This is a genomic window from Virgibacillus sp. NKC19-3, from assembly GCF_019837165.1.
In the GTDB taxonomy this organism is placed as follows: domain Bacteria; phylum Bacillota; class Bacilli; order Bacillales; family Amphibacillaceae; genus Virgibacillus_L; species Virgibacillus_L saliphilus.
The window spans coordinates 1,247,475-1,267,031 of record NZ_JAGYHC010000001.1 but is presented as its reverse complement, the minus strand read 5'-3'; the positions used below and the strand labels follow the sequence as shown (position 1 = coordinate 1,267,031).

15 protein-coding genes are annotated in these 19,557 nt (G+C 42.3%); all 15 read right to left on the bottom strand.

The features are described from left to right. Window positions 1-171: 171 nt before the first annotated feature. The 15 genes from KFZ56_RS06235 to purC all read right to left on the bottom strand — a co-directional run bounded on the left by KFZ56_RS06235 (window position 172) and on the right by purC (window position 19,556). Window positions 172-1,275, bottom strand: a complete 1,104-nt coding sequence (locus KFZ56_RS06235) for a CamS family sex pheromone protein (protein ID WP_222640979.1) — start codon at window positions 1,273-1,275, stop codon at window positions 172-174. Further along, complete coding sequence (ligA, locus tag KFZ56_RS06230) at window positions 1,272-3,284, bottom strand: NAD-dependent DNA ligase LigA (RefSeq protein WP_222640978.1); 2,013 nt, start codon at window positions 3,282-3,284, stop codon at window positions 1,272-1,274. The genes KFZ56_RS06235 and ligA overlap by 4 nt, the downstream gene beginning before the upstream one ends. A 14-nt stretch (window positions 3,285-3,298) precedes the next feature. Further along, the gene (gene pcrA / locus KFZ56_RS06225; protein ID WP_222640977.1) at window positions 3,299-5,521 is read right to left on the bottom strand and encodes a DNA helicase PcrA; all 2,223 of its coding nucleotides are present in this window, start codon (window positions 5,519-5,521) and stop codon (window positions 3,299-3,301) included. 26 nt (window positions 5,522-5,547) lie between these two features. After that, window positions 5,548-6,231, bottom strand: coding sequence for a heptaprenylglyceryl phosphate synthase (gene pcrB / locus KFZ56_RS06220; protein ID WP_222640975.1), 684 nt, complete (start codon window positions 6,229-6,231; stop codon window positions 5,548-5,550). A gap of 330 nt (window positions 6,232-6,561) precedes the next feature. Beyond that, on the bottom strand, window positions 6,562-6,858 hold the full coding sequence (locus KFZ56_RS06215; RefSeq protein WP_222640973.1) for a YerC/YecD family TrpR-related protein: 297 nt from the start codon (window positions 6,856-6,858) through the stop codon (window positions 6,562-6,564). A gap of 21 nt (window positions 6,859-6,879) precedes the next feature. Beyond that, window positions 6,880-7,953 (bottom strand): DUF3048 domain-containing protein, encoded by a 1,074-nt coding sequence (locus tag KFZ56_RS06210; protein ID WP_222640971.1) that lies wholly within the window; start codon window positions 7,951-7,953, stop codon window positions 6,880-6,882. Window positions 7,954-8,047: 94 nt separating this feature from the next. Beyond that, on the bottom strand, window positions 8,048-9,787 hold the full coding sequence (locus KFZ56_RS06205; protein WP_222640970.1) for an adenine deaminase C-terminal domain-containing protein: 1,740 nt from the start codon (window positions 9,785-9,787) through the stop codon (window positions 8,048-8,050). Between the two features lie 170 nt (window positions 9,788-9,957). Then, entirely contained in the window at window positions 9,958-10,455 is a 498-nt protein-coding gene (locus KFZ56_RS06200) for a metallophosphoesterase family protein (protein ID WP_222640969.1), read from the bottom strand. Between the two features lie 340 nt (window positions 10,456-10,795). Beyond that, the gene (purD, locus tag KFZ56_RS06195; RefSeq protein ID WP_222640968.1) at window positions 10,796-12,043 is read right to left on the bottom strand and encodes a phosphoribosylamine--glycine ligase; all 1,248 of its coding nucleotides are present in this window, start codon (window positions 12,041-12,043) and stop codon (window positions 10,796-10,798) included. Window positions 12,044-12,056: 13 nt separating this feature from the next. Further along, complete coding sequence (gene purH / locus KFZ56_RS06190; protein WP_222640967.1) at window positions 12,057-13,589, bottom strand: bifunctional phosphoribosylaminoimidazolecarboxamide formyltransferase/IMP cyclohydrolase; 1,533 nt, start codon at window positions 13,587-13,589, stop codon at window positions 12,057-12,059. A gap of 9 nt (window positions 13,590-13,598) precedes the next feature. Continuing rightward, window positions 13,599-14,162, bottom strand: a complete 564-nt coding sequence (gene purN / locus KFZ56_RS06185; RefSeq protein ID WP_222640966.1) for a phosphoribosylglycinamide formyltransferase — start codon at window positions 14,160-14,162, stop codon at window positions 13,599-13,601. Then, window positions 14,150-15,178 carry a phosphoribosylformylglycinamidine cyclo-ligase gene (gene purM / locus KFZ56_RS06180; protein ID WP_222640965.1) on the bottom strand — a complete coding sequence of 343 codons (1,029 nt, stop codon included), beginning with the start codon at window positions 15,176-15,178 and terminating at the stop codon, window positions 14,150-14,152. The genes purN and purM overlap by 13 nt, the downstream gene beginning before the upstream one ends. A 22-nt stretch (window positions 15,179-15,200) precedes the next feature. Beyond that, window positions 15,201-16,571, bottom strand: a complete 1,371-nt coding sequence (purF, locus tag KFZ56_RS06175) for an amidophosphoribosyltransferase (RefSeq protein ID WP_222640964.1) — start codon at window positions 16,569-16,571, stop codon at window positions 15,201-15,203. An 18-nt stretch (window positions 16,572-16,589) separates the two neighbouring features. Beyond that, the gene (purL, locus tag KFZ56_RS06170; protein WP_304956693.1) at window positions 16,590-18,812 is read right to left on the bottom strand and encodes a phosphoribosylformylglycinamidine synthase subunit PurL; all 2,223 of its coding nucleotides are present in this window, start codon (window positions 18,810-18,812) and stop codon (window positions 16,590-16,592) included. Between the two features lie 30 nt (window positions 18,813-18,842). Continuing rightward, window positions 18,843-19,556 carry a phosphoribosylaminoimidazolesuccinocarboxamide synthase gene (purC, locus tag KFZ56_RS06165; RefSeq protein ID WP_222640963.1) on the bottom strand — a complete coding sequence of 238 codons (714 nt, stop codon included), beginning with the start codon at window positions 19,554-19,556 and terminating at the stop codon, window positions 18,843-18,845. Between the last annotated feature and the right edge of the window lies 1 nt (window position 19,557).

Here is a 19,557-nt window from a genome sequence, read left to right as displayed (position 1 = left end):
GCAATTATATACGATTTTTAGCATAAAAACACCCTAAAAAATTTCCGATTTTCCTAATAGAGGAAAATCAGCCCATTTTTGAAGCGAAATTGCTAAAAAGGACTGATTTTACATGTAAGACTATTTCCTTACAAAATTTCGATTGCGTTTTATGGACTGGTCATACTTCTTCTAATCATAAATATGAACGGTTGGCGATTCTTCTCCGGCTTCCCGGTAAATAAGACTTTCCATTTGGTTACTTGATGTAATGTTAATCTCCAAGTCATAGTAATCAGCAAACATATCCTGAACCAACCCATTGGTATACTGCGTAAATCCGATAACCTCTGCCTTCGCATTGAATTCAAGCGGAATTTCGATTGTCAGCTTTTGTAACTCTTCATTAATATAAAAGCCTTCCCCGATAATACCTGTATAGTTAGGAAAGAATTCCGCAATTTCATTTCCAAAACTCGTGACAATTTCATGGTCATCAAAATAGTCTTCCTGTCCCTCTTCGGATGGAAACAGGACCGTTTCTTCATCAATGGAATCCCAATTACCGATGGTCGTATCTCCGCCGTCTACATTTGTTTTAGCCACAAAATTTCCAGGCACAGGCGAACTCTGCTCCTCTTCCCGGTATATACCAAACATAATCGGGACATTTTCCAGTCCTTCTATTTGCCGCATCTCTTCCAATATGGATTGAGCCATTTCCTCTCCCTGCTCCATCATTTCATCCATCGGAATATCTTCCGTATGCTCAGCCCCATCTGCCTCGAATTGATAAACAGACTTTAATGCAAGTCCAATCGAGATTCCGTCTAAATGAACAGAGTCTTCATCTCCACGCACTAAGTAATTCTGCTCTAAAATATGTGATAAATAACGCGGGTTTTCCTCATGAACATCTTTGTCTGCATCATCATCGACATCCGGATTTAACTCATCAATCCATTGCAGAACCATATCCTCTGTTATATATTGGCCCTCCTGAAAATAATGGTCTTCCGGATCATATGCTTGCATGGAATGGCGCATTAAGCCTTCTTCCATCTCATCAATATCCACGCGATTTGCAATCTGATTCACAGTTACTCCTCTAGCTGCACTGGGTTCATATGGAAGGATCATCCGATAACTCTCATCCGTCAATTGACTACTTGGAACGATTGCGGTTTCCTCTTCTGATTCTTCATCTTGCGAAATTTCATCATCATTACCTATATTCGGTGCACAGCTCGTAATGAGCAGGAGTGTGCCCACCAGCAAAACACTTAATTTCTTCATGGCAATTCGCTCCTAACCTTAATTGCTTTTTGCAGCTGTTCCTCATCCCAAATCGTGATTCCAAGTTTTTCAGCTTTATCATACTTAGATCCAGCATCTTCACCTGCAATAAGTATATCTGTATTCTTACTTACACTTCCTGTAACAGAGCCGCCCATCGATTCTACCAATGCTTTCGCCTCGTCCCTTGTAAATCCATCCATTCTTCCCGTTATCACAACTGTTTTACCGGCAAAAACGCTGTCTTGTTTAGTTTGCTTCGGCCCTGTATATTCCATATTAAGGTTTAGATTGCGTAATTCATCTAATAAATCAATGACTTCCTGCTCAGAAAAATACTGTACGATTGAATCGGCCATTTTGTCCCCTATTTCATCGACTGCAATAAGTTCCTCGTAGGATGCTTTCTGCAGGTTTTCCATGGTCTCAAAATGGGCAGCTATCGTTTTGGCCGCTTTTGCCCCAATAAATCTAATCCCTAAGCCGAATAAGAGTCTTTCCAATGAATTCCCTTTCGATGCTTCAATCGCTTCAAGTAAATTCGTAACCGATTTTTCACCCATACGCTCCAGCTGAAGCAGATCTTCCTTGTTTAACCTATATAAATCAGCCATGGTATGAATTAATTCTTCCTGGAAAAGCTGGATGATTACCTTCTCACCTAACCCATCAATATTCATCGCGTTACGGGATACGAAATGGATGAGTCCTTCCTTTAGTTGCGCTGGACAATTTGGATTGATACATCTTAGCGCCACTTCTTCCTCCAACCGGACCAGTTCACTCCCGCATGCCGGACAGGCTTCTGGCATATGATATTCTTTTGTGCCTTCAGATCGTTTCTCTTCCACGACACGAACCACCTCGGGAATAATATCGCCCGCTTTTTTTATCACGACCGTATCACCGATACGAATATCTTTTTCCCGGATTAAATCCTCATTATGTAAGGATGCGCGCCCTACCGTTGTACCTGCCACCTTAACCGGATCAAGAATAGCAGTTGGTGTAATTACACCGGTTCTTCCAACATTTAGCTCGATAGCTGTGAGACGTGTTATAACTTCTTCAGCAGGAAATTTGTATGCAATCGCCCAACGCGGATTTTTAGCAGTATAGCCCAATTCTTCCTGCTGATCAAGATCATCTATTTTAACGACAATCCCATCAATTTCATAACTTAAATGGGGCCGTTCTTCTGTCCAGTAGTTGACATAATCGATAACTTCTTCAATCGTAGCACATTTTTTCCATTCTCGATTTGTTTTCAGTCCTAATTCCTGCAATCGTTCAAGACGTTCACTATGCTTTGTTAATGTACTATTTTCCCATTCACCAACCCCATATAAAAATATATCCAAATTACGTTTTGCTGCGATTTTCGGATCGAGTTGTCTTAATGAGCCAGCTGCGGCATTTCTTGGGTTCGCAAAAGGTTCTTCCCCATTTGCTTCCTTTGCCTCATTCAACGCAAGGAATGATTGATGAGGCATAAATGCTTCCCCGCGAACCTCAATGGTTCCTGGTTCATGAATTGCCAATGGAATACTGCGGATGGTTCTTAAATTACTGGTAATATCTTCACCTATCGTACCATCTCCCCGCGTTGCTCCACGAATAAACTTCCCGTTTTCATAGGTTAGGGATACGGCCAAACCGTCAATTTTTAGCTCACAGACAAAGGATATCGGTCTATCTGTACCTTCATTCGCCCGCCTTGCAAAGGCACGTAAGTCTGCTTCATTAAATGCATTACCAAGGCTCATCATTGCTACATTATGTTTTACTTTTTGAAACCCTTCCAGCGGCTGGCCGCCAATACGTTGGGTAGGTGAATCAGGTGTAACGAGCTCGGGGAATTCCTCCTCCAGTTTAATGAGCTCCTGTAACTTCTGATCATACTCCGAATCCGGTACGCTTGGGTTATCAAGAACATGATATTCATGATTATAACGTGTAAGTAGTTCACGTAAGTATGCGACTTTCCCTTGAGCTTGTTGTTTGTCCACGTACCAAGCACCTCCTATTGTTTCGTAATGGGGGCAAATTTAGCCAATACTCGTTTGATGCCTATAGGAGCTGGAAATGCAATATCAAGTTCCATTCCGTCACCTTCACCATCCACTTTCACAACAGTACCGATACCCCATTTATGATGGCTTGCTTTATCACCGGGCCCCCAGGACTCACTTTCTGCTCCCGTTGTTTTTTGTATTTTTTCTGCTTTTCGTTTGGCAGGTGCTGAGCCTTCTTTGGGTTGTTGTTCAGATCCCCTACCAAACATCATTGCTTGTGCCTCTTCCATACCATCAACTAAATCTTCCGGAATTTCATTAATGAACCTGCTGATCGGATTCATATTTGTTCTTCCATATAGTGTGCGCATTTTTGCATGCGTTAAGTAAAGTTCCTGCTCAGCGCGGGTAATCCCTACATAAGCTAGTCTACGCTCCTCTTCCATTTCTTTCTCATCAAACATGGAGCGGCTATGCGGAAAGACCATTTCCTCCAATCCAATCAAAAAGACAACCGGAAATTCTAAGCCCTTTGCTGCGTGCAACGTCATCAAGGTAATCTTTGGTTCATTTTGATCATCATCTTCGTCCACACGATCAAGGTCTGCGATTAGTGCGAGATCGGTCAAGAAAGCGACAAGTGTTTTATCTTCTGCCGCCTTTTCAAAATCTTGTGTAACTGTCTTGAATTCTTCCAAGTTTTCCAGACGACTTTGTGCCTCAAGACTTTTTTCATTTTGTAACATCTCTTCATAGCCTGTCCGCTCAAGCACGGCTTCAACCATATCCGTCGCTGTTAAAAACTCCTGCTGCTGGGATAAGGTCTGAATCAGGTTCCCAAATCCCGCTAATGCATTGGCAGCTTTTTTGGAAATTCCCGTGAAATCAACTTCTTTTACGGCTTCATAAAAGGAAATATCGTGAACAGCCGCATACTCACGTAACTTTTCAACCGATGTTTTACCAATCCCGCGTTTCGGAACATTAACCACACGTTCAAAACTGATATCGTCATTCGGATTTGTAATTAACCGTAAATAGGCAACCATATCCTTAATTTCTCTTCGCTCATAGAACTTAGTACCACCAACCATTTGATACGCAATTCCCGACTTCATTAACGTATCCTCGATTGCACGGGATTGCGCGTTTGTCCGATATAAAATCGCCAAATCGTTTAAGGAATAATCTTCTTGTCTTGTAAGCTCCTGAATCTTATCTGTAACAAACAATGCTTCTTCCTGCTCGGTAGCGCCTTGATAATAATGAATATTTTTCCCGTCCGGATTTTCCGTCCATAGATTTTTCGGCTTACGTCCTGGATTATTTCGAATCACTTCATTCGCTGCAGAAAGGATAGACTTTGTAGAACGGTAATTTTGTTCCAGGAAAATAGTACGTGCGGCCGGGTAATCTTTTTCAAACGAAAGGATGTTCGCAATATCCGCACCACGCCACCCGTAGATCGACTGATCCGAGTCTCCGACAACACATAGATTTTGAAAGCGGCTTGCTAATTGCTTCACAAGGAAATACTGTGCGTGGTTGGTATCCTGATACTCATCAACATGAATATATTGAAAACGGCGCTGGTAATACTCCAGCACTTCTGGAACCCGTTTAAACAATTGAATCGTCTGCATGATCAAATCATCAAAATCAAGAGACTGATTTTTCTGCAGCATTTTCTGATACGCTTCATAAATTTGTGCAACCTGTCGTTCGAAAAAATTGCCGACATTTTTGCTATACGCTTCCGGTGTCGTCAGCTCATTTTTCGCCCCACTAATTTGACCCAGCATTGCCCTAGGGTCAAATTTCTTCGCATCGATATTCAGGTTTTTTAAAACTTGTTTGATTACCGATAGCTGGTCACCACTATCTAAAATTGTAAAATTACGATTGTATCCAATTCGATCAATATCCCGTCTCAATATGCGTACACACATGGAGTGAAACGTGGAGACCCACATCTGCTCACTCTCCGGGCCAACTAATCTTCGTACACGATCTTTCATCTCACGTGCAGCTTTATTGGTAAATGTAATTGCCAATACATTTCTTGCCGAAACATCCTTTTCTCCAAGTAAATAAGCGATGCGATGTGTGAGTACTCGCGTTTTCCCACTTCCTGCACCTGCCATAATAAGCAAAGGGCCGTCTGTATGTTTAACAGCATCACGTTGCTCTTTATTCAATCCTTTTAATAAGCCGTCCATCGTCTGGCTCATGTTTACACCCGCTCTCTGAACCAATATTATCTAACTGCTTTCACTGTTTTAAGCGCTTCTTCTATATCTGTATAAATACGATTCCCTACAATAATCACATCCGCATGCTCTTTCATCTCACGTGCTTGAGAATCGTTTTCGATCCCTCCACCATAAAATAGCAATGTAGATACAAGTTGCCTTTTCACTTGTTCAATAAGCTTAGGTTCCCCATATTTTCCACTGTATTCCATATAAAAAATCGGCAAATGAAATACATGCTCCGCCATATAAGCATATGCCATCACGTCCTCATCATCCGGCATAAAACTGTTCGTATGGGTGAAGGCTTTTGCGTCTTTATTTAAAATACAATACCCTTCAAAAAATATGTCCTTCCAATTCATCAGTTCTCTGTATTGTTTAATCGCCTGATGCTGCATGTCCATCATCCACTTTTTCACATTGGAATTCATCACCATAGGGATAAAATAATAATCAAACCCCGGAGCAATTGCCTCCATCCTAGAAATTTCCAATATGCACGGGACACTATAGCGACGAATGCGCATGAGTAAATCAAGCACGCCATCCAATGTCACATTATCTGTTCCACCAACAATGACTGCATCTGTTCCTGACTCACAAACCATCTCAAGATGCGCATCTGAAATTTCCTTGGCCGGATCGAGCTTAAATATGTGCTTCCATTCGTTCAACGTAGTCTGCAAAGGTCAAATCCTCCAATATGATAATCCTTTTATTATTATACCAAAAATTGCGCTTGGAATTTAGGGATATGTGAATCTTTTTTAATGTTAGGGGGCTTGTAGGGGGATCCTTAGCTGCGCGGTTGATTCCTCGCACGATCACGTCGATTATCTCGCTTTTTAAGTTCATTTCCTTTATTGTTCGTTAGATACACATACCTTGTCACCGCTAGTCACGAAAAAACGCCACCCTAATAGGCAGCGGTTAATTCACAGTACATCATTATACATGACATGATCCTCGCACAGCAATGGTTTTAATAGGGCTATGACTGACATAACATGACACGTTCATTTTTCTTCCAATATTCGATCCAATACGATTTGGTAGCCATCACTTCCATAATTAAGTGCTCTGCGCACACGCGAGATAGTTGCCGTTGATGCATTTGTTTCATTTTCAATGACCGTATACGTATACCCTTCTGTTAGCATCTTTGCCACTTGCAGACGCTGGGAGATCGAATGTATTTCTGACATTGTAGCAATATCATCGAAAAATTGATAGCATTCTTCCCGGTCCTTTAATGACAGTATGGCGTCAAACAACTGATTTAATTGTTCTCCTCGTAATTTATCAATTTGCAATCATACTCCTCCTGCTCTTTACTAGTTTGATATGCTTACAGCCTGTCCTATTCCTGGGCTTGTTGGGACGACGTTGACCCATGTTTTACCTGGAACAAATCCAACAGGAGTACCATCGTTAACCGGGATGATCCTTCCATTTTGATTCTCCCATTGAACTTCCTTGATGTTCCCTTTCTGGATTAGATAGCCATTCCCGCCGGACACTAGATCAACTTCTCGACGACCTGCATCATCCATGACTTCATGCTCAGCTTCTATCATAAATACATTATCCACCTCGATAGGATCACTAGCATTTAAATCAACGGTTTTCTCCTGACCATTATATCTTATATATTTTTCACTGTTGTCATCATAATGGAAACCTACTATTTCCGCCGGGTTATCTGCATACGCGATTTCCACTTGTCTTGCATCTCCCTGCGACAAAGCCTGCACTTCTTCTTCCGTTAAAAAGGGCAGGTGATCATAAGTAGCCGTTGTAGCATATCCCTTTTGCGCTGCGTAGTCATAAACAGCTGCAACTTGTAAATAGGAATTATGTGGTGCCTTTCGAAAAGACTCCCGCTTAAATAGAATACCATTGTTATCATAGATAGAACCATCCAAATGTTCAATCCCTCTATTTTCAATCATATCATCAACAAAATCAGCCGCTCCGTGATAGACATATAAAGCGTTATATTCATTCGCCAGTTCAAAATAATATTCCCGCGCACTTCGGACAGGTCCTACTACTTCTGGCATTTCACTTTGATAAAGGGCTAAAAAACGTGTAATATTCCCTTCAGCCAGAATTTCAAAAACAATGTCCGCCTGGGATAATCCGGATTGTGGTCTTGCCGCGTCATGATTATTTACCATGACGCCAACAATTCGATTATCAACTTCCGCGTTTGCCTTCTCCCCGGTTAACGGAAACATATTTTCAAATGCCTCCGACGCTTCATCGGTCTGTATCTCCGGCGTTTCCGCGTTTGCCTTCCCTTTATTCTTGTTAGCCTCGTTATCCTGCGTGTGATCTCCTTCATTGGAGCAAGCAGTAAGAAGTATCACTACCACTACCAGTACAAAATAAACTGTTCTTCGCATATTCCCAACACCTTTGCATAAGTTTCTGGATTGCTGTTTCGTTCAAAATGGAACAGCCTCTATTCGATACCTATGCAAAACTCTATCATATATTCTAACGCATCGTAGCTGGAAATAGCACTTCTTTTTTCTTTATATCTATGATACCTCGCTGTGTTATGCGAATATATGGAAGATGGGTAGATGACAAAAAGTATATGGTATAGACCGGATCATGATGAGAATAGCCAAATTCCGATAAAATTCTTTTAAGTTCCTTTTCTTTTTCAATTAACGTATGCATTTCTCCATCAAACATGACACCTCCAAGCGTAAGCGGCAATTCGAATAATACTTCTTCATTATGAACCAATACGATTCCGCCACCGATCTCTTTCAGGCGGTTTCCTGCAAGTAGCATATCAGATTTATTTTTTCCAATGAAGATGAGATCTCCCGTGGTGGAATAGGAACTTGCCAAACCTCCTAATTTTTTAGTAAACCCGCGAATCGTCGTGTTTACACGCCATTTCCCATTGCGATCCATCAGTAATAGAAAAGCATCATTTTTATTCGCAGGTAATGTTTCCGGTGTGATATCCATTTCAATGGCATATGGCTTTATAATAACTTCATTTACCATATCAAGACCGATCGGAACGGAAAATTGTAAATCCGTCTCCTTCAGATCTACGTCATAAAAAGGCTTGATGCCGTATTTTTCCCACTCTATAGATGATGAGATCGTCTGCGCTTCATTTACTTTGACGATCCACTGTCCTTTTGCCAAGACACTTTCCGGATGCGGATCGCTTTTTTCGCGTAAAATATTAATGTGTGCAATACGTCCAGGCGCAATACTACCAAGCTGTTCTTCCAGCCGGAAATGCTTTGCCGCATTATAACTTGCCATCAAATAGGCGTCCTCTAACGGAATCCCCTTATCAATAGCGATTTCAATACAAACATTTAAGAGTCCATTTTCGTAAAATTCTGGTGTTGATCCATCTGTAGTCATCGTTAGATTTTCATAGGTTGGTAGATCTGCTTCTACAATTTCTTCAATAAGCTTCGGCAAATCCGGTCTGATCGAAGAATGGCGAAGAGCAACCTGATAGCCTAACTGCAGGCGTTTCATCACCTCTTCCCCTGTCATCGACTCATGATCCGCATTCACACCAAACAGTTTCATTTTCGTTAACGTCTTTTCCGATGCGCCTGGGAAATGCCCTTCTACAGGTTTTCTATGTCGCTTTGCTTCCTGTATCCAGTGAAGTAACCGGTCACCCCCATCCAATAAGCGCGGCCAAGAAGTTAATTCACCGCCTTGTACAACGGATGGATGCAACAGCCATGATAGGACCTCCTTTGTATTAAATAACGCATCCTCATCCTTAAGCGCTGTTTGTGAATCGAAACGTGCCCACCAGTACATTGATATTGGCAATTCATCAAACGCTTCTAATACAGAAAACGCTTTCTTTTTGTCCAACAAAAAACGCCATAATAAATTATCATTCACTAGTGTCGTTGTTCCCGTCTTCGCAGCATGATATGCCAATTCTTCCGGATTGTACAATTGCGATGGATGTGCGTGTGGCTCGATGTACCCCGGCACCAGGTATTTCCCCTCACAATCTATCATTTCTACTGCATCCTGTTTTTCAGGTAGCATTTCTCCCACGTAAACGATCCGATCATCATGCACCCAAATGTTTGCTTGCAGCCATTGCTTGGTATACGTATTTAAATAGGTACTATTTTTTAAAACTAATGTCGGTGCCTCGATGCCATCAATGACGTTTACATGATGTCGAAGCTCTCGATTTCTCCAGTAGTATTCAGCTTCTATCATAAACTCAACTCTCCAACTCATTATTTTTCCTAATCGTAACATACTTTTCGCTTTAACACTGTAAAGTTTTGTTAAATGAAAGTGACTTTTTTGTGACAACGTAATCCTTGAACTTGGTTGGAGTCTTTTTATTACGTAGACGATCTTTCATGACGACCAGAACCCCAATATCAATTCTTATCCTTGAAAAAAACATGCTCTGCCCTAATCTCTTCCCCAACTGTAAGGATGACAAAAGAATAATATGGGTGTGTTCGTTTATCCATGGGAGAGCCAGGGTTCAATAATAACTTCTTCTTAAAATAACGAAGCAAAGGGATATGAGAGTGACCAAAAATGATGATATCCACTTCTTCTCCTTCAAATGCCTCCAGTACCCGTTTTTCAGTTGTCTTCTTATCGCCATGTCCATGAACAATGCCTATTTTGTGTCCATGTACTTCCAGTATCTCTTGTGCTGGAAAACGATCCTTGATATCCTCTCTATCAACATTTCCATACACACCCTTTACTTCTCCATAAGTTCGAAGCATGTGATAGACTTCCATCGAATTCCAATCACCCGCATGAATAATCAGATCTGTCTTTTTTAGTTCCTTTATAAGCCTTGACGGCAACTGTTTTCCTTTGTCCGGCATATGCGTATCTGCTGTTACTACGATATTCATTCCAAGTCTCCCTTCTTACAAAAAGGACCCCGTCATTCCCTAATTTGAGGCGCTTGTAGCGGTGATGATGCCCGAAAAAAGTGACCTCCCCTCTGAGTTAGCCGCTCTGTTCGGGAGATCACTTCTGGACTATGAGCCGTCCCTTTGACGAGGGGCGGTCATGGCAACCGTTCCATGTAACAGCATAGAGCGGTTTTTATTTTCTATACCGTAAAAATCTTTCTATGTATAGAATACCACGAATGTGGCATTTGTTCACATTTTTGATTGCGATTATGATTAGAAGAGACGTCTATTTCTCACCTCTTTAGCACTAACGTACCGGAGGAAAAGGCCCTTTTTAATTCCTACCTATATCCCTACGATAAAAGAATCCCTTCATATCATCAATAAGAGCTAGGGCCTCATATACAGTATCGGCAGCCTTTTCCAAAGAATCATCCTTCGCGCCAACGAGCAGCACGCGACCACCATTGGAGACGAGTGATCCACCTTCCGATTTCGTTCCACCATGTATCGTAAAAGCATCATCGACCGAGGAAATTTCAGGAATCCGCACACCTTTACGGTAGGCATCCGGATAGCCTTCCGACGCCACTACCACGCCTACAGAGCAACCTTCTTCCCATTTAAGCTGTGGATTATGTCCATCCATTACATCTACCAATACCTGAGCAAGGTCATTTTTCAATAAAGGCAAGACAACCTGAGTTTCCGGATCTCCGAAACGCGTATTAAATTCAATGACTTTGGGACCTTCCTCTGTCATTATTAACCCGGCATATAAAATGCCCATAAACGGCTGTCCTTCTTTCATTAAACCTTCCACTGCTTTTTGTAAAATCTCCTCCTTAGCAAAAATCAAATGTTCATTCGAAACATCTGCTACCGGTGCATAAGCTCCCATTCCACCAGTATTCGGTCCCTCATCATTATCAAAGACTCGCTTATGGTCTCGAGCCGGTATCATGGGAAAAACATTCTTTTCATGCACAAATGCCATCAACGTAAATTCGTTTCCCGCTAGAAATTCCTCGATAACAATCGTTGTGCCTGCTTCCGCAAAATGTTTTGCCACAAGCATCTCATCCACTGCCTGGTATGCCTGATCTTTTGTCTCAGCAACAATAACCCCTTTTCCTGCAACCAGCCCATCTGCCTTCACAACAATAGGCGCACCTTTTGAGTCAATATACTGTTTCGCTTCTTCCGCATTCGTAAACGTGTTAGCATCCGCTGTAGGTATTTCATATTTTTTCATGAATGCTTTCGCAAAACTTTTACTCCCTTCCAACAGCGCTGCTTCCCTTGTTGGTGCAAATATCTTTAATCCTTCTTCTTGAAATCGATTTGCTATTCCGGCATTCAAGGGATCTTCCGGTCCAACGATAGTCAAGTCAATTGCATTACGCTTTGCAAAATTGACTAATCCCTCCACATCCATTTCATCAATAGGAACACAGGTTGCCTGCTCAGCGATTCCACCATTTCCCGGAGCGACATATATACGGGTTACCATGTTATCTTCTGCTAGTTTCATGACAATGCTATGTTCGCGTCCTCCCCGTCCGACGACTAATATATTCATAGGTACCTCCCAATTAGTGTTTGAAATGACGCATTCCTGTATAAACCATCGCTACCCCGTGCTCATTACATACATCGATCGAATCCTGATCACGCTTGGATCCACCCGGTTGAATGATTGCAGTAACTCCCGCTTGCACGGCCGCTTCTACGGTGTCTGGCATTGGGAAAAAGGCATCTGAAGCTAGCACGGAGCCTTGCGCTTTTTCACCAGCTTGCTCTATCGCTATCATAGCTGACCCGATTCGATTCATCTGCCCAGCCCCAACGCCAACAGTCTGATTTTCTTTTCCTAACACAATAGCGTTGGATTTCACATGTTTCACAGCTTTCCAGGCAAACTGTAGATCGGCCAATTCTTGTTCTGACGGCTTGCGTTCTGTCATAACCGTTAATGCTTCCTTCGCTATCTCCCCATGGTCATTTTGCTGAATCAGCACACCACCTTTTACTGTTGTCAGTTTATGGTATGCTGACCCGTCCGTCTTCATTTCAAGCTTCAGCAAACGGATGTTTTTCTTTCGGGTTAACATTGCCAAAGCCTCATTTGTAAATCCTGGTGCAATCACAATCTCTACGAATATTTCACTTAGTTTTTCGGCAGTAGCCGCTTCTATTTCTCTATTACAAGCAACAATACCGCCAAAGATAGATACCGGATCCCCGTCATATGCTTTTTGAAACGCTTGATATACATCAGCAGCTACACCAATTCCACATGGATTCATATGCTTCACCGCAACAGTTGCAGGTTCACGATATTCGGATAAAATTTCAAGTGCCGCATTCCCGTCCTGAATATTATTATAAGAAAGCTCTTTTCCGTGCAACTGCTCAGCGAGAGCAAGGCTCATACTAGTAGAAACAGGATCTTTAAAAAATGCTGCTTGCTGATGTGGGTTTTCCCCGTAACGCAAGTCCTGTGCTTTTTCATATGTAACGGTATAGGTTTCTGGAAAATCTTCCCCTGTTTCTGTCGTAAGGTAGTTTGCGATCAGCGCATCATAATTCGCTGTGTGTCGGAAGACTTTCGCAGCTAAGCTTCTGCGTTTTTCAAGATCTAATTGATCCATACGTAAGTCCATAAGCACCTGTTCATAATCTTGTGGGTCGACAACCACGGTGACATCGTGGTAATTCTTGGCGCTTGAACGAAGCATCGCTGGTCCGCCAATATCGATATTTTCAATCATCTCTTCATGTGTAACGCCTGTCTTTTGTAAGGTTTCTTGAAACGGATATAGATTCACAACAACCACATCAATCGGGACAATTTTGTTTTCTTCCATCTGTTTTCTATGTATTCGGCTGGAACGTTTCCCAAGTAATCCGCCATGGACAGATGGATGAAGTGTTTTCACACGTCCATCCATCATTTCCGGGAATCCTGTAATTTCTTCTACTGCCCTTGCAGAAATTCCAGCATCTTGAATGGTGCGCAATGTACCACCGGTGGATATAATTTCATAACCCAGTTCCACAAGTCCTTTTGTAAAATCGATGATATCTTCTTTATTGGAAACACTAATAAGTGCCCGTTTTCGCATGAAAATCCCTCACTTTGATAAAATTAACTGATTAATAACCCGAGGATATAATCGATGTTCCAGTTGCTGCAAGCGTACTTGTAGCGTTTGTATCGTATCATTTGGAAAAATCTTCACAGATTCTTGCGCTATAACCGGCCCTGTATCCATACCTTCATCAATAAAATGTACAGATACACCTGTTTTTCCCACACCTGCATTATACGCAGCCTTAATCGCATCCTTCCCAGGAAAAGCCGGAAGTAGGGACGGATGAATATTAATGATTTTTCCTTCAAATGCCTCTAGTAATGTTGCGCCGATAATCCGCATATACCCAGCGAGAAAAATCCACGTCACACCGGTCTCATACAGCTTTTCAATGATTTTTGCTTCATACTCCGCTTTTGATGTAAATGCCCTTGGATCAAAAACAAAAGTCGATACGCCGCTTAGCCCGGCCCTGTCAAGTACAGCTGCGCCTGGTTTATCACAGACAAGCAACACGATATCACAGGCAAGATCTGCCTCTATCATTGCCTGAAAATTACTCCCGGTACCTGAAGCAAAAACGGCCGCTTTTACGTTAGGCATGATGTAAAATGCACCCCTTCATTTGCAACGACACTACCAATAATCGATGCTTTTTCGCCATTTTCCTGTAGTGTCAATAGGATCTGATCCGCATATTTTTCCTCAACAATCAATGCCATACCGATCCCCATATTGAAAATCCCATACATCGCTTTATCCGTAATACCGCCTGCCTCCTGTAAAAATGGGAAAATCGCAGGTATTTCCCATTTTGTTGGATCAAGCGCTACACCTAATCCATCAGGGAGCATTCGGGGGAAATTTTCATAAAACCCTCCACCAGTTATATGAGAAATACCTTTAATCATATGCTTATCCAGAACAGCAGATACCGGTTTCGCATAAATTTTCGTTGGCGTAAGCAAGGCATCACCAAGTGTCTCAGACAAACCTGCATGAGTTTGAGATAAATCAAGCTCCGCTACAATTTTACGAACAAGGGAGTAGCCATTCGAATGAATTCCACTTGATGGAAGACCAATGACAACATCTCCGGCCTGAATCGATTTCCCTGTGATCAGCTTCGATTTTTCAGCAATGCCGACCGTAAATCCGGCAAGATCATATTCACATTCGCTGTACATGCCTGGCATCTCGGCCGTTTCTCCACCAATTAACGCAGCCCCTGCAGTAACGCACCCTGCGGAGATTCCTGCGACAATGGTTTCCAGCATTTGTGGATCATTTTTCCCACAAGCAATATAATCCAGAAAAAATAGTGGACTGGCCCCTTGTGCAACAATGTCATTAACACACATGGCGACCAAATCGATGCCTACCGTATCATGTTTTTCTAATTCAAACGCCATTTTCAGCTTGGTACCGACACCATCTGTCCCGGACACGAGCACTGGTTCTTTATAAGAAAAGGATGTTAATTCAAATAACCCAGCAAAATCCCCTATTCCCCCCAACACTTCAGGGCGAGTTGTTTGACCAATATGCTTTTTCATCCGTTCGACCGCGACGTATCCCTTATCTACATCTACTCCAGCATCTTTATAGACATCTGACATGTTTTCCCACATCCTAACCCATTCATTTTGGCATTTTTTGAGAATGCCTTAATTGGTCGTATCCAACAGGATAATTTCCTGTCATACATGCATTGCAAATTCCTTGATGGATCGTTTTGTCTTTCACAATTGCTTGCTCCAGACCTTCCGTAGATAAAAATGCTACACTGTCTGCTTCAATGAGGTCACATATTTCCTCCTTGGAATGATTCGCTGCGATTAATTCTTTTTTTGTTGACATATCAATACCGTAGAAGCACGGATGCTCAATTGCCGGAGAAGCAATCCGTACATGCACCTCTTTGGCGCCGGATTGTTTCAACATTCGGACAATTCGTCTGCTCGTTGTACCGCGAACAATCGAATCATCTATCATGACGATCCGTTTCCCATCTACGATTCCGCGGACTGGTGCTAGTTTCAATTTTACACCTTGCTCCCGCAATGATTGAGAAGGCTGAATGAAGGTTCTTCCCACATAGCGATTTTTAATGATCCCCATTTCATAAGGTAACCCACTCTGTTCCGCATAACCGATTGCCGCAGAAATACTGGAATCAGGTACACCCGTAACTACATCAGCTTCAACCGGGGATTCCTTCGCCAATTCGATTCCCATTTTCTTACGTGACGTGTGCACGTTCACATGGTTCAAATCACTATCTGGCCTGGATAAATAAACATATTCCATCGCACATATTTGGCGTTGCTCTCTTAATGTAAATCGTGTAGATTCCATTCCATGATCACTAATCGTAATCAGTTCCCCAGGCAGGACTTCACGCTCAAAGGTTCCCCCAACAAGATCAATAGCACATGTTTCTGAGGCAACGATAATCGCATCACCCAGCTTGCCGATCGATAAAGGTCGAATGCCATGTGGATCAAGCGCTACATGCATTTTATCTTCCTGCAGAATTACATAGCCATAGGCACCGGTGAATTGCTGTAGTGCTTCGGTAATCGATGTTTGTGTGACGTCTTTTCCATTTCGCTTTATCATGTGTGCAAGCAATTCTGTATCTGACGTCGTCTGTAGAATACTCCCTTCATCTTCAAGCTCACCTCGAAGCTTGTGCGCATTCATAATATTTCCCACTTCCGCCAAGGCCATGCTACTGGTTTGAGAGCGGAATAGTAATGGCTGAACACTATCTATTCCTTTATCTTCCTGTACGGTATAGTGGACATGACCGATAGCCGCGCGACCTGAAATTTTAGAAAAACTTGTTCGCTTAAATACATCATTTACTAAACCTAAATCCCGATGAAGTTTCAAGGTTTCTCCATCACTTACAACGATGCCAGCACCTTCTTGTCCACGATGCTGCAATGCGTGTAATCCGTAATACGTAATTTCTGCTGCTTGCTCATGACCCCAAATTCCAAACATAGCGCATTCCTCTTTTAGTTAGACTTTTGATTTCAACAATTGCGGAATAGCTTCTTTCCAGCATTTACTAAGTTGATCAACATCTGCTTGAATGACGTTATTGTTGTTAATGTTTACATGGCATGTGTTATCCGCTGTAACGACACCAATTTGTTCGGCATCATCCATCAGTGCTTCAAAACATGTTTTATTTTCCTTTTTAACACTTACTAAAAATCGCGATTGGGACTCACTGAATAAGATCGAAGTCGCATCCCCGGCCAGTTCAATATTTACACCTAATCCTTTTCCATTACATACACTTTCCATTAGTGCGACAGCCAATCCTCCTTCTGCCAGATCATGTGCAGATTGAACAGTCCCTTGATGAATCGCTGCCAGTAGCTGGTCTTGACGTTTGACTTCAACTTGTAAATCAAGAACTGGCGCTTTTCCAGTGTACGTTTCTTCTAAAATGTTCTGTAATTCGCTGCCACCAAACTCTGGATAAGTATCACCAATGAGATAGATGATATCATCCGCTGCTTGAAAATGACTTGATGTGATATGATCGAGAGATTCATGCAAACCTACCATTCCAATAATCGGAGTGGGATAAATTGATTCTTCTTTCGATTGGTTGTACATGGAAACATTCCCGCTAATAACTGGAGTCCCCAGGAGACGCGCTGCTTCACTGATCCCATCTATACTCTTTTCCATTTGCCAAAAAACCTCGGGATTTGTAGGATTACCATAGTTCAATCCATCTGTTAATGCCAATGGTTTCGCCCCGGAACATACGATATTACGAGCAGCTTCAGCGACTGCAATTTTACCGCCCATTTCAGGATCTAAATAGATATAGCGGGAATTACAATCAGTTGTCATGGCAATTGCTTTCGCTGTGTTATCTATCTGTACGACTGCGGCATCTGATCCAGGCCCAATAATGGTGTTCGATTGTGCTTTTGAATCATATTGCTTGTATACCCATTCTTTGCTCGCAATTGTTGGCTGTTGAAGTAGCTTTTTTAGCATTTCTTCATGATCTTCAACCTCTGGAATATAACATGCCGCTTGCTGAAACTCCTTGTAATAGGCAGCTTCTTTTGACGGCAGATGATAGCTAGGTGCCCCTTCTGTTAGTGCATCAACGGGAATGTTAGCTACCACCTCATCATGGTGCTTGATACGGAACGTTTTTTCCTCCACCACTTCTCCGACTGCTGTTGCGTTCACATTATGTTTAGCAAAAATATCAAGGACCTCTTGCTCCTGCCCCTTTTTCACAACAAGTAACATTCGCTCCTGTGATTCGGAAAGCATTAGTTCATAAGCATTCATAGCTTCCTCACGCTGTGGGACCAAATCAAGGTTCAATTCGATACCAGTTCCGGCTTTACTTGCCATTTCACTCGCCGAAGAAGTTAAGCCCGCCGCTCCCATATCCTGCATCCCTACAAGAGCATCTGAATGCGTAACTTCTAAACAAGCATCTATTAATTTCTTTCCTACATCCGGATCACCGATGGCCACCGCTGAACTGTTTTCCGCTTCGTCATTAATTACATCAGATGAAAATGTGGCTCCATGGATCCCGTCTCTTCCCGTTGACCCACCAGCATAAATCACCGTATTCCCAACGCCTGCCGCAACGCCCTTCTGGATACTTGTATGCTCAACGAGACCAACAATCATAGCATTTACAAGCGGGTTCTCTTCATAGCGATCATCAAATTGAATTTCCCCACCAACTGTAGGAACATCAATGCCATTCCCATAGCTGGCAATTCCTCGAACAACTTCGGAAAGTAACATCCGCGAGCGATCGTTCGTTAAATTACCAAATCTCAGGGAATTCAGTGCGGCTATTGGTTTCGCCCCCATGGAAAACACATCACGAACAATCCCGCCAACACCGGTTGCAGCACCTTCAAATGGTTCCACCGCCGAAGGGCTATTGTGACTCTCCAGTTTAAATACAACTGCTTGATTATCACCAATATCAATAACACCGGCGCCTTCTCCAGGCCCTTGGATAACATGAGGGGCTTTTGTCGGGAATTTTTTTAATAATGGTTTTGATGTTTTATAACTGCAGTGCTCTGACCACATCACCGAAAATATACCGGTTTCCGTATAATTCGGAAGACGTTTTAACACCTCTATAATTCTACTATATTCCTGATCACTCAATCCCATATCCGCATATAAGTTTTCACGCTCAATTTGCTCCGGCTGCACGTCTCTATCCTTCATCAAATCCAGCTCCCCCTCGATTTTGATTGTTTATGTTACGCTTTGTAATCGTTGCAGTATTTCCCCATAGACCTCGATCAACTCACCTGTCCCCTGACGAAAAACATCCTTATCTAATTTTTCCTGTGTCGTACGATCCCATAACCGGCATGTATCCGGGGAAATTTCATCCGCAAGCACAATACGACCATCTGCCATACGACCGAATTCCAATTTGAAATCCACTAGCGTTATATTGATAGATTCGAATAATGAGCTCAAAACCTTGTTAATTTCCAGTGCAGTTGCCTTGATTTCTTTTAGTTCAGATAGGGTTACAGCACTTAAGTTTAGCGCGTGTTCATCGTTAATCAACGGATCTCCTAAGTCATCATCTTTGTAAAATAACTCAGTCAGAGGCGGAGAGAAGACAGTCTTCTCCTTCATACCCAGACGCTTTATGATGCTTCCAGTAGCCAAATTCCGCACAACGACCTCAAGTGGAATGATTTCTGTCTGGTACACAAGCTGTTCTGTCTCATTCAGTCTTTCCATAAAATGGGTCTGAATGCCGTGTTTATGTAGCATCGGGAAAACGAGCGATGAAATCTCATTATTCAAGCGCCCTTTTCCATGAAACGTTTCTTTCTTCTCACCATTAAAAGCTGTTGCATCGTTTTTATAAGATAGAACCAGCTGTCCAGGTTTATTTTTTGCCTTGTACACCTGTTTCGCCTTTCCTTCATACAAAAGCATATCCTTCATA